This window comes from Caballeronia humi, assembly GCF_001544475.1.
Classification (GTDB): Bacteria; Pseudomonadota; Gammaproteobacteria; order Burkholderiales; family Burkholderiaceae; genus Caballeronia; species Caballeronia humi.
Genome location: NZ_FCNW02000021.1, coordinates 1 through 12,155 on the forward strand (window position 1 = coordinate 1; position 12,155 = coordinate 12,155).

The 12,155-nt window shown below is 64.1% G+C and carries 9 protein-coding genes and 1 pseudogene; 2 read left to right on the plus strand and 8 right to left on the minus strand.

The features are described from left to right. Positions 1-217: 217 nt before the first annotated feature. The 5 genes and pseudogenes from AWB65_RS19065 to AWB65_RS19080 form a co-directional block, all read right to left on the minus strand. Positions 218-1,162, minus strand: a complete 945-nt coding sequence (locus AWB65_RS19065; protein ID WP_087668623.1) for a dimethyl sulfoxide reductase anchor subunit family protein — start codon at positions 1,160-1,162, stop codon at positions 218-220. Positions 1,163-1,199: 37 nt separating this feature from the next. Further along, on the minus strand, positions 1,200-1,910 hold the full coding sequence (locus AWB65_RS19070; RefSeq protein ID WP_087668624.1) for a 4Fe-4S dicluster domain-containing protein: 711 nt from the start codon (positions 1,908-1,910) through the stop codon (positions 1,200-1,202). A 12-nt stretch (positions 1,911-1,922) separates the two neighbouring features. Further along, the gene (locus AWB65_RS19075) at positions 1,923-4,844 is read right to left on the minus strand and encodes a molybdopterin oxidoreductase family protein (protein ID WP_087668625.1); all 2,922 of its coding nucleotides are present in this window, start codon (positions 4,842-4,844) and stop codon (positions 1,923-1,925) included. Positions 4,845-4,899: 55 nt separating this feature from the next. Continuing rightward, a pseudogene (locus tag AWB65_RS36995) lies at positions 4,900-5,063 on the minus strand (YeiH family putative sulfate export transporter); the annotation flags it as partial. A 352-nt stretch (positions 5,064-5,415) separates the two neighbouring features. Then, complete coding sequence (locus AWB65_RS19080) at positions 5,416-7,104, minus strand: FAD-dependent oxidoreductase (RefSeq protein WP_087668626.1); 1,689 nt, start codon at positions 7,102-7,104, stop codon at positions 5,416-5,418. 217 nt (positions 7,105-7,321) lie between these two features. Here AWB65_RS19080 and pstS point away from each other — a divergent pair, with 217 nt between their 5' ends. Then, positions 7,322-8,335: a phosphate ABC transporter substrate-binding protein PstS gene (gene pstS, locus AWB65_RS19085; RefSeq protein ID WP_235007677.1), complete on the plus strand. Its 1,014-nt coding sequence runs from the start codon at positions 7,322-7,324 to the stop codon at positions 8,333-8,335. Positions 8,336-8,499: 164 nt separating this feature from the next. Here pstS and AWB65_RS19090 read toward each other — a convergent pair whose 3' ends face one another. The 3 genes from AWB65_RS19090 to AWB65_RS19100 form a co-directional block, all read right to left on the minus strand. Then, positions 8,500-9,333, minus strand: coding sequence for a CHAD domain-containing protein (locus AWB65_RS19090; protein ID WP_235007678.1), 834 nt, complete (start codon positions 9,331-9,333; stop codon positions 8,500-8,502). Positions 9,334-9,558: 225 nt separating this feature from the next. Further along, positions 9,559-9,978, minus strand: coding sequence for a hypothetical protein (locus AWB65_RS19095; RefSeq protein WP_087668628.1), 420 nt, complete (start codon positions 9,976-9,978; stop codon positions 9,559-9,561). A gap of 119 nt (positions 9,979-10,097) precedes the next feature. Then, positions 10,098-11,261, minus strand: coding sequence for a TIGR03364 family FAD-dependent oxidoreductase (locus AWB65_RS19100; protein ID WP_087668629.1), 1,164 nt, complete (start codon positions 11,259-11,261; stop codon positions 10,098-10,100). Positions 11,262-11,380: 119 nt separating this feature from the next. Between AWB65_RS19100 and AWB65_RS19105 the strand changes: the two genes are divergently transcribed. Next, positions 11,381-12,136, plus strand: a complete 756-nt coding sequence (locus AWB65_RS19105) for a DeoR/GlpR family DNA-binding transcription regulator (RefSeq protein WP_087668630.1) — start codon at positions 11,381-11,383, stop codon at positions 12,134-12,136. Positions 12,137-12,155: the final 19 nt, after the last annotated feature.

Sequence of the window (12,155 nt, forward strand, 5' to 3'; positions counted from 1 at the left end):
AAGCTGACGGTCGCCGATTCATTTCGAATCGGCTGCATTGGCCGGATCGGCGAGCGCGAGATGCGCGGCGCGCTCGAAGCGGTACGCGACATGCTGCAAACGATGGGCATAACGGGCATATCGACGCAAGCCGCCTGATTCCGAGGCGGCGGCCGGAATGCAAATCGCAGCCGCGAGTCAGCCGCTTCGAGAGTTCATACGCCGCCCGAAGGCTGGCTCACGAAGCCTGCGCGTAATACAGATTCTGCGGATGCCGGGCCTCGGCGAAGAAGAACCATCGTTCCGCGACCAGCCCCGCGTATTGCGTAACGAAAGCGGCACAAACCAGCCCGATCGACGACACGCCCGTCCCCATCATCATCACCATCAGCACGATCGGCACGCCGAAGGCGCCGGCAAGAAACGTCCACTTGATGCGGCGCAACGCGCCGGGAGTCTTCCCGTGGAAGAATTCACGCAGATTGAACGCGCCGGCCGTGAAGCCACGCGATTTCTGCACGACGTTCGGGCCCTTGATGCCGGTCGCGCTTTGCACCGTCGATTTCGGACGCAGGCGAGCATTGCGCACGAGCGACGCCACGCGACTCGCACAGCCAGCAAGCGTCAGAATGCAGGCGCACGTCGCGAGTCCGACGGTGAGTGATGGCGCGAGCCAGGCCGCGCACACGGTCGCGAGCGTAAAGCCGGACGCGCAGCCGAGCAGCACGAAGTTGACCATCGTGAGCGGCGTCGCCCATTCCTGCAGAAAGCGCAGGCACGCATAGATCATCGCGGTGCACACGAAGAGCGCGCCGCTCGCAACCACGCCGAGCGCGCCGATCGCGAGCGACCATGGCGACGCGAACCAATGCGCGACACCGTACGCGAACGCGCAGGAAAGGAACGCGGGCAGGCACAGGCATTCGCGCGAGAGCCACGACGTGCGCCACATCGCGATGGCGCGCCACGCGCGCTCGGGATGTCCGAGGTGGAAGAACGAAGCGATGAGCCCAAGCACGCCGAGCACGACCGACACTGCCGCGCCGACGACGAAGAACGTCTGCGTCGGCGCCGCGACGATGCCGAAACGCAGCGCGGCTTCGACGCCGACGAGCGCGATAAAAAGGCCCTGCGCGGCGCCGCTCAACGTCGTTAAGAATACGACCGAGAATGCGGGTTTCATTGGCTGCTCCGAAAGTCGATGAAGTCGATGTAGGGAATCACACGCGCACCGCCAGCGAGGCGAGATGCAGTTCGCCGCGTTCGGGTTGCGCATCCTGCGGCTGACAGGAGCACGCACCGCTACCGCACGACGTGACCGGCTGCCGCGGCAGATAGTGGTTCGCGGGCTTCGTGTCCCACTCGGGCATCAACTGGTATCCGCCGCGCTCGCGTATCGCCTTCGATACGACCGAGTCCGGGTCGTGAATATCGCCGAAGAGCCGCGCCGAGGTCGGGCAAGCGAGCACGCACGCGGGCTTGCGATCGCGCTCGGGCAGCGCCTCGTTATTGATGCGATCGGCGCAGAGCGTGCACTTGGTCATCTCCTGGCGCGCTTCGTCGAGTTCGCGCGCGCCGTACGGACACGCCCACGCGCAGTACTTGCAGCCGATGCACTTGTCGAAATCGACGAGCACGAGGCCGTCCTCCTTGCGCTTGTAGCTCGCGCCCGTCGGACACACGGGCACGCACGGCGGGTCCTCGCAGTGCAGGCACGACTTCGGGAAGTGGATGGTGTCGGCGAGCGGGAATTCGCCCGCCTCGTAGGTCTGCACGCGGTTGAAGAAAGTGCCGGAAGGATCGGCGTCGTAGGGACGCGAGTCGGAGAGACTGCCCGCCTCGCCCGACGTGTTCCATTCCTTGCAGCTCGTCACGCACGCGTGGCATCCCACGCAGACGTTCAGGTCGATCACGAGCGCCATCTGGGTCATGTGCGGCTCCTGTCAGGTGTTCTTGATGCTGTTGCGCAGGCGCGCGGCGAATTCCCCGCGACCCGCGAAGTAGGTCTGCACGACGCGCTGGATCACGCCCGTCATGCCGGGCGCGGCGCGCATCGGTGCGAATTGCGGGAGCGTGTGGTCCGCGTCGGCTTCGGCCGGGTAGACGCGCACGCGCACGTCGTACCATGCCGCCTGGCCCGTGACCGGATCGGAATTCGACAGGCGCGAAGCGGTGGGTGTCGCGCCCGGCAGTTCGTCGGTGATCAGGTGATTGAGCAGGAAGCCGCGCTGCGATTCGTTCGCATCGGGACCGAGATTCCACGCGCCCGCCGCCTTGCCGATCGCGTTCCACGTCCACACCGTGCCGGGCTCGACGGTCTCGCTGTAGCGCGCCATGCAGCGCACCTTGCCCCACTGCGATTCGACATAAATCCAGCCGCCGTCCTCGATACCGTTCTCGCGCGCCATCAGGGGATTCATGTACAGATGGTTTTCGCCGTGAATCTGCCGCAGCCACGCATTCTGCGAATCCCATGAGTGATACATGGCCATCGGCCGCTGCGTGACGGCCGCGAGCGGGAAGCGCGCGAGATCGGTTGAATCGCGTTCGAGCGGCGGATACCAGAACGGCAGCGGATCGAAATAATGCTCGACGCGCGCACGCAGATGATCAGGCGGCTGGCGTCCCTTCGTGCGACCCTGCGCGGCGAGGCGGAACTTCTGCATCACATCGGAGTAGAGCTGGATCAGGATCGGCTCATTGAACTTGCGAAAGCCTTTTTTGACCGCCCAGTCGAGATACGGTCCGTTGCAGTTGCGCATGTACTGCAAGGTTTCGGGCAGCGTGTAGTGAAAGACGCAATCGTTCTTCGCGTATTGCTCCCACTGGTTCGGATTCGGCTCGCCGACGAGCGCGTCCTTGCCGTCCTTGCCGCGCCAGCCGATCAGAAAGCCCACGCCCGAGCCCGGCGACGTTTGATGATTGACGATGAACTCCGGATAATCGCGATACTTGCGCGTGCCCTCGGGCGTCGTGAACGCGGGCAGCTTCAGGCGGCTCGCGAGCTCGATCAACACTTCCTGGAACGGTTTGCATTCGCCCGTCGGCGGCACGACCGGCACGCGGACCGAATCGACCGGACCGTCGAATTCGGAGATCGGACGATCGAGCATCGACATCGCGTCATGGCGTTCGAGATAGGTCGTGTCGGGCAGGATCAGGTCGGCGAAGGCGGTCATTTCCGACTGGAACGCATCGCACACGACGATGAACGGGATCTTGTACTCGCCGTTACCGCGCTTGTCGGCGAGCATCTTGCGCACTTCGACCGTGTTCATCGACGAATTCCACGCCATGTTCGCCATGAAGATCATCAGGGTGTCGATGGGGTAGGGGTCGCCGCGCCACGCGTTCGTGATGACGCTGTGCATCACGCCGTGGACCGCGAGCGGGTATTCCCACGAGAACGCCTTGTCGATGCGAACCGGGCCGCCCGCATCGTCGATGAAGAGGTCTTCGGGCGCGGCCGGCCAGCCGAGCGGACCGCTCGCGAGCGGCGTGTTCGGCTTGACCGCGTCAGGATGATTCGGCGGTTTCGCCGACGGCGGCACCGCGCGCGGAAACGGTGACTTGTGCCGGAAGCCCCCCGGCCGGTCGATCGTGCCGAGCAGCGACATCAGCACGGCGAGCGCGCGGATCGACTGGAAGCCGTTCGAATGCGCGGCGAGTCCGCGCATCGCGTGGAAGGCGACCGGGTTGCCCGTGACGGTCTCGTGCGTCTTGCCCCATGCATCGGTCCAGCGGATCGGCAGCGTGATCTTGTGGTCGCGGCTCACTTGCGCCATCTCGGCGGCGAGGCGCCGGATCGTCGCGGTGGGGATGCCGGTGATGTCGGCGGCCCATTCGGGCGTGCAATCGGCCACGCGTTCGCGCAGCAACGCGAACGACGGCGTGACGGGCGTGCCGTCGTCGAGCGTGTAGCGGCCGTCGAGCGCGGGGTCGGCGTCGTGGGCGTGATGCGGCACCGCGCGATTCGTCGCGCGATCCCACCACAAGTGGTTCTGCGGGAAGAGCGGGTTGCCTTCGGACGTTTCAGGATCGCGCACGAAGAGCCCGAATGTGTCGCTCGCTTCGTTCATGTCGAGCAGTTCGGCCGCGTTCGTGTAGCGCGCAACGAACTCGTGATCCCAGGCATCGGCGGCGATCAGTTCGTGGATCAGCGCCATGAAGAGCGCGCCATCGGTGCCGGGTCGGATCGGCACCCATTCATCGGCGATCGCCGCGTAGCCGGTGCGAACCGGATTGATCGCGATGAAGCGCCCGCCCGCGCGCTTGAACTTCGAGAGGGCGATCTTGAGCGGATTCGAATGATGATCTTCCGCCGTGCCGATCATGAAGAAGAGCTTGGCGCTGTCGAGATCGGGGCCGCCGAATTCCCAGAACGATCCGCCAATCGTATAGATCATGCCCGCCGCCATGTTCGCCGAGCAGAAACCGCCGTGTGCCGCGTAATTGGGCGTGCCGAACTGCTTCGCGAAGAGGCCGGTAAGCGCCTGCATCTGGTCGCGGCCGGTGAAGAGCGCAAACTTCTTCGGGTCGGTCGCGCGCAGGTGGGCGAGACGGTTTTCGAGTGTGGCGAAGGCGGTTTCCCACGAGACCGGCTCGAATTGCGCGGTGCCGCGCTCGGCGTCGGGCTTGCGCATTAGCGGCTGCGTGAGGCGCGCGGGCGAGTACTGCTTCATGATCCCCGACGCGCCTTTCGCGCAGATCACGCCCTGATTGAGCGGGTGATTCGGGTTGCCGTCGATGTAGCGAACTTCGCCTTCGCGCAAGTGCACGCGGATGCCGCAGCGGCACGCGCACATGTAGCAGGTCGTGGTCTTGACTTCCAGCTTTTCGTCTTGTGTGCGAGCGCCGTGTTCCATCTGTTGCCCCTTCGTGAGTGTGCTTCAACGCTTGAGCGTGCGCCTCTCGAATCGTTCAGCCGAACAGGTGCTGCACGCCATAGGTAATTGCCAGCCCGCCGCAAACAGCCATGCATACAGGATCGCGCCAGTTGCCAGCGCACGCGGACTAGCCTCGCGAATTTGCGAGAAGCGCGTTTCCATGCCAAGGGCGGTCATTGCCATCGAGAGGGCGAAGGAACATGGGAAGCACGGAATAGGTTGTTGGATGCTGCTAATCCTATCCGTGGAATATCGATATGAAAAATCGTGATTTGGGATGGGAAGTATCGGAGTCGCTGATAGATTCGCTAGGAATCTGTTGTTAGGCCAATGATCTGCGGCAGGACGCCCGCGCGACCAGCGTCGAGCTCAGTCGGCAAATGGCGAAACGAAAGGCTCCGCTTCGGCATCGACTGAACGAGTCGTCCCGACGCCAGAAGTGCAAATCGAAACCACGCGCGGCGCGTTGACCAACCGCATCGGATTGCTTGCCGCGGGTTTATCGGAGGCGATGGTCGGCCGCGTGAGGGCGAACGTGGTTTAGTGGTTTCTATCGGCTTGTAGCCAGCAAACCATGAATCTGCGCGACGACCGCCGCGCCTTCACCGACAGCCGAAGCGACTCGCTTCGTCGATCCCGAGCGGACGTCGCCAATCGCGAACACGCCCGGAACGCTCGTCTGCAACGGCAGCGCCGCGACATCGGCGCCCGTCAGCACGAAGCCTTTATCGTCGAGCGTCACGCCGCACGTCCTGAGCCAGCCCGTGTTCGGCTGCGCGCCGATGAACACGAACAGATGATGCGTCGCCATGCTTCTCTCGACGCCGTCTGCATCGCGATAATGCACGCGTTCCAGACGCGCCTCGCCTTCGAGCGCACCCAGTTCGATACGCCGATGCAGCGTCACGTTCGGCAGCGCAACGATGCGCTCGATCAGGTAATGCGACATGCTGTGCTCGAGGCTTGCCCCGCGAATGAACACATGCACGTGCTCCGCGTGCGACGCGAGGAACACCACCGCCTGTCCCGCCGAATTACCGCCGCCGACCAGCAGTACCGGCTCCTTGCGGCATAGCCGCGCTTCGATCGGCGTGGCCCAGTAGTAGACGCCAGCGCCTTCGAAGCGCGCGAGGCCGTCCACGTCCGGCCGCCGATACTCCGCACCGCTCGCGATGACTACCGTGCGCGCCGTGATGCGTTTCCTGTCGGCAAGCTCGACGGCAAGGGGCTGCGCATCGCAATACAGCGCCTTGACCTCGCACGGGATGCCGATGTGCGCCCCGAACTTTTGCGCCTGCACGAACGCGCGGCCCGCGAGCGCGTGGCCTGTGATGCCAGTCGGAAAGCCCAGGTAGTTCTCGATACGCGCGCTCGTGCTCGCTTGTCCGCCGGGCGCGCTGCAGTCGAGCGCCGCAACCGACAGCCCTTCCGATGCCGCGTAGACCGCCGTCGCGAGCCCGGCCGGCCCGGCGCCGACGATCGCCACGTCGTAGACGTGCGCCGGATCGAACTCGGGGATCAAGCCGAGACAGGACGCGAGCTGGCCTTCGTCGGGATTGCGCAGCACGGCGCCGTTCGGACAGACGACGAGCGGGAAGTCGTCCGGTTGCGGCGTCAGGCGTTCGAGCAAGGCGACGGCTTCGGCGTCGAGGTTCGCATCGAGCGTCATGTTCGGAAAGGCGTTGCGGCGCAGAAAATTCTGCAGCGCGAGGAGCCGTGCGTTTCCCGACGCGCCGACCAGCACGACGCCTTGGCCGCGTTCGATCACGAGCACGCGCCGCAGGATCAGCGCGCGCATGATCTTTTCGCCGAGATCGGCTTCGCTGATCATCATCGCGCTGAGTTCGTCGGGCCGCAGCAGTATCGCCTCGACCTCCTCGATGACGTGCGCATCCACGACAGCAGGCTTGGCGGAAAGCTGCGTGACGTCGGACGTGAAATCGCCCCGGCGCGTGTAGGTGTGGATGATCCGCTCGTGGCCCAGGCCATCGCGTCCGACGATCCGCACCTTGCCCGAAAGCAGGACGAACATGCCGGGGCAGCGGTCCCCCGCGCGATAGAGCAATTCGCCCCTGGCATAACGCGACGGATCACCGAAGCGCCGCACCCGGCCGATTTCGGCTTCCGTCAGAAGAGGAAACATCTGCGCGTAGCGCGGATGGCTGAGCACGCTCGGGTCGTCGGCGCTTTCGCTGTCGGGCGCTTTGCCTTGCGGCGTCGGCGAATTGTCCCCTTCCATATCCGATTCTCCTCAGGCTAACGGAGAGATTGCTACTGACTCACGGTACGGGATGTAATGTTTTTGTAAATCAGGGTTTTTACCGGACAGTTCGTCAGGCGCTTGAAGATCGCCCGAACGCGATGCCACGTTCACCGATTTGTCATCAGACGGGTCTAGCTTTTTACAAATTGCATACGTCGCTTCGGGAGGGGCTATGCATACGTCCGGATTCGCAATGATTGGCCTGACTGGCTTGCTCGTCGCCGGGGTGGCGCACGCCGCGGACATCACCGGCGCGGGCAGTACGTTCGCGGCGCCGATTTACAACAAATGGGCCGATGCCTATCAGAAGTCCGCTGGCGGCGGCAGGGTCAACTATCAGGGGATCGGTTCGTCGGGCGGTGTGAAGCAGGTGATCGCGAAGACCGTCGACTTCGCCGGCTCCGACGCGCCGCTCAAGGATGACGAACTGGCGAAGGACGGACTCTTCCAGTTTCCGACCGTCGTCGGCGGGGTCGTGCCTGTGGTCAACCTGCCGGGAGTCAAGCCAGGCGAGATCACGCTCTCGGGCCAGGTGCTCGGCGACATCTACCTCAACAAGATCAGGAAGTGGAACGACCCGGCCATCGCCGCGTTGAATCCCAACAAAAAGCTGTCCGATGCGGATATTGCCGTGGTGCGTCGCGCGGACGGATCGGGGACGAGTTTCATCTGGACGCACTACCTTTCGCAAGTGAACCCCGAATGGAAGGCGAAGGCCGGCGAGGGCGCGACCGTCAACTGGCCGACGGGCATGGGCGGCAAGGGCAACGACGGCGTCGCCGCCTTCGTGCAGCGCATACCGGGGGCGATTGGCTACGTCGAATGGGCGTACGTCAAGCAGAACCGCATGACGTATGCAGCGATGAAGAATGCGGCCGGCACGGTCGTTCAGCCGAGCACCGACACGTTCAAGGCGGCCGCCGCTGGCGCCGACTGGTCCAAGTCTTTCTATCAGATCCTCACCAACGAGCCGGGCAAGGAGGCATGGCCCGTCGTCGGGGCGACCTTCGTCCTGCTGCATGCGAAACAGGACAAGCCGGAACAAGGCCGGGAGACGCTGAAGTTCTTCGACTGGGCGTTCAAGAACGGCGAGCAGGCCGCGCAGAGTCTCGACTACATCACGTTGCCCGCATCCGTCGTCACCGAGATTCGCTCGCAGTGGCGCGCGAAGATCAAGGACGCGTCAGGCAAGTCACTTGCCGAATAGGGTTCGTGCTGACTGCGCATTAAATACTTGCCGAATAGTTTCGGGGCCGCGCATGAGCGAGACGGCGTTTTCGATTCTCGTCCTCTATGCGCGCAACAGGGCATGCAACCTGATGGCGGGAGGCCTTGTTAATGCCTTGGTCGCTCCAAGGCTTTTCGCGCCAGTCACGCGGCCAGCGCGCGAAGTATCTTCACCGCCGCCTGCGATTCCACTTTCTTTTCCTTGTTCAGCCAGCGGACCGCTTCCTGCACCGCGTCCTTGTCCGTCGAGCGGGCGGCGACGCGGCGCACCACCGCTTCGCTCGCGATCACGCTGTCGAGTTGGCCGAGTGCGGCTTGCGCGGCGCACAGATTTTCCATCGTGTGCCGATGTCCGCGTTCGAGAACGGGCGAAAACACTTCGATCATGCACTGAAAACGCGTAGCGGCTTCCTCGATGCTGCGCAGCGCCTTCACGTCCATGCGCTTCATCTTCACGGCGCGCCGTTCCTTCTTCCTGAGCGCATCGCCGGCGAGCGAGACGCGCGCCCGAGCAAATTCTTCGAGCGTCTGGTTCACGACCCGCGCTTCGAGGCTTCGACGTGCATCGGCGAGCGCGCGCCTGAGCATCACGTCGATGCCCGCGTTGCGGATCGCGTCGCAACTCGACATCGACGCATCGCGCCGCTCCCTGCTGATCGTCCGCATAACTGGCGCGACGCGCGAGCCGGTCTTGCGCGCGCGAGAAAGCAGGCCGCACGCCGCTTCGAGATCGTGCGGTTCGCGGGCGATATCGGCGATCCGCTTGAAGCGCTTCCTGACCACGCGCGCCTCGCGTTCATCGAGCAGCGGCTCGAAGGCCCACCAGATTGCGCGCAAGCGACGCAACGTCGTACATAGCGCACGCAAGCCATGTGCGTCAGTATCCGATCCCAATTGCTCGGTCTGGTGCAGCGCTTCGCTCGCGAGGGGCGCGGTCAGCATGACGAACGCATCGGCGACGGGCTGGTCGCGGAGCATGAACGACATCGAACGGCGGGTGCGTGCCGCATGCCGGGGCGGGGCGGACAGCGGTGTGCGCGGGCTCGTTGCGCCAGGCGTTGGAGCGAAAGTCACAGTCATCGTCTCGAAGTTGCACGAGTTCGGCACGACCCGATGTCTTGATTGTGATCGTCGTGCTTTGGGGCCGGATTGTCCCGCCCGAAACCATAGACGTCTTTGATGTCACCCATGTGACAGCGCGGCTCACGCGTTCGACGGGCGTCCCGTCTTGACCGCTTCGAGGCCGTTGACCGCGGCGAGCAGGCGCTTCGGGGGAACGCCGTCGAGCATCGCGAGCGCGGCACGCAGCAGTTCGCTTTTTTTCACGCGAACGCCGTTGTCAAGGCACTTTTGCTTCAGCGATGCGAGCTTCGCGTACTCGGACTTGGGCATGGTGAAGCTGTCGCGTACGACTTTTTCCTTCTTCTGGCGCTTGGCTTTCGCTTCAACCGATGCGTCGGCTTTGACGGCGAGTTTTGGTTCGCTTTTCTTTGCCGGTTTTGCGGCAGGTGCCTTCGCTTTCGTCCTGGCGGCCGGTTCGGCCTTCACCGCAGTTTTGGCCGCGGCACGTCTCGTGGATTGAAGCGTCTTCTTCACCGGTGTCTTGCTGGCGGTCGTCTCCATCTGTTTCTCCTGATCTTGTTGGCGGAAACAGTATATACAGTTTGTGGAGGGATGCCACAGGATCGTACAACGAGTGCAAGATTGATCCTGCGGCAGGGCATCTACGCGCTTTAAATGATTTATATCGCTTGAAGGGTCATCGGTTTACCTTCGATTAAATGACTCGTCACCCTTTCCCCCAGCGCAGGCGCGACACTCATCCCGACGCCGGCATGCATGAACACGCCCGTGACATTCGGCGCCACGCGCAGCACTGAAAATGGTGCCTCGAAAGCCTTGGTGCGCGCGCCATACACGCCTTGCCACCGCTCGACGACTTGCAATTCGCCACCCAGCGTTTCCTCGGCAAGCGAAAGCAGCATCTCATCGATCGCGGAAGAATTGAAGGGCGAAGGATCGTCGGCGTAATCGTGCGAATCGCCAACGATCAAATCACCGTCCGGCGTCGGACTCACGAGCAAGTGGACGCCGTGCTCGAGCAGCGCGGGATGACGCGTCGCCACTTCCTCGCGTAGCACCTCAACTTCAGGAAGATCAGAGAACGCACCGTAGTGCAGGCAACTCAGGCCAGTCAACACCGCGTGATCGAGCGCAAAAGGCGCAGCAGGCCGCACCCGCAGCATCTGCAACCGGCATACACGCGGCTTGAGCGCGGCAAGCTGCGGAGCGAGGAGCGAAAGGTAGTCGTGCCCCGCGCACACCACCACATGTTCCGCCCGCCACACGCCCGCAGTGGTGTCGACAAGCGCACCGTCGATGTTCCGCGCCAGCGTCCCGAAGCGAAACTCCACGCCGTGCGCGTGCCGCAAGTAGTCGATGATCGAAGGCACTGCCGCGCGCGAAAACACTTGCAGATCGTCGCGCCCATGCAGCGCCGCGCGATGCCTGGCGAAGCGTCCATCGTAGAGATCATCGAGCGCCGGGCGCGACAGCAGCTCGGCTGCATACTCAGCGCGAGTCGCAGCAAACGCCTCCATCACACGCGCTTCGGCGTCGCTACGCGCGAACATCAGCGAGCCTGAACGCCGCACATGAAACCCCGCGCTCGCGCCCCAGCCGAGCCATATCTCCCGCGATGCCCGCGCAAGCGCGTGCATCGCGCCGGGCGGCTGTCCGGTCACGAGCACCATGCCGAAGTTGCGCACCGATGCGCCAAGCGGTGTGCCGCTACGCTCGAACACGGTCACGCGCAAACCGCGCCTGGCGAACGCATACGCATGCGAAAGCCCGAGGATTCCGGCCCCGACGATCGCCACGTCCGTATGAAAGTGAGAGTGAGTCATGGTCATCCGTGTAGAAGCGTGGCGCGTACTACAATACGCGCGGTCTCGTCCGATCGGACCGGTAGAGCGGCCCGATCGATTGTCCCCATGTTCATCGCCGGCATCGCCGGCCGCACGCGATGCTCGCCGAACAACGCCATCAATACATCCTGTCGGAACTGTCGAAGAACGGCGCGCTGTCGGTCGCCGAACTCGTGCGCGCGCTCGACGTATCGCGCGAAACCATCCGGCGCGATCTCAACGCGCTCGCCGAACGCGGACTGATAGCGACCACGCACGGCGGCGCGCTGTCGAACGAACGTCGCGAGCCGGACCTCGACGTGCGTGATGCCGCGAACACCGCCGCCAAGCGCGCAATCGGCGAGCGCGCGGCGCAACTGGTGCCGGACGGCGCATCCGTCATCATCGATTCGGGCAGCACGACGCAAGCCGTCGCGCGCGCGCTCGGCGACCGTCACCGGCTGACGGTGTACACCAACGACTGGCGTATCGCGCTCTTGCTCGGACGCCGCAACGACAACAAGGTCACGCTGCTCGGCGGCGAACTGTCCGATCAGGAAGACGCGGTCTTCGGCCTCGATACCGTGCACCAGCTCTCGCAATATCACGCGGATTTCGCATTCGTCGGCGCGGGCGCGATCACGCCGGACGCCTTCCTGACCGACTACTCGCGCCTCGCGGCTGAAGTGCGCAGCCGCATGATCGTGGCGGCGAGCGCGGCGGCGATCGTCGCGGATCATTCGAAGTTCGGCCACGTCACGCCGGTTCGTATCCGCGATTTCGACAAGGCGCGCTATCTCATCACGGAGCTCGCGCCCGACAAGGCACTGCGCCGTGCGATTGCGGCTCGCGGTCCGGAATTGCTGATCGCCTGACAGCACGTGAAGCCTGACC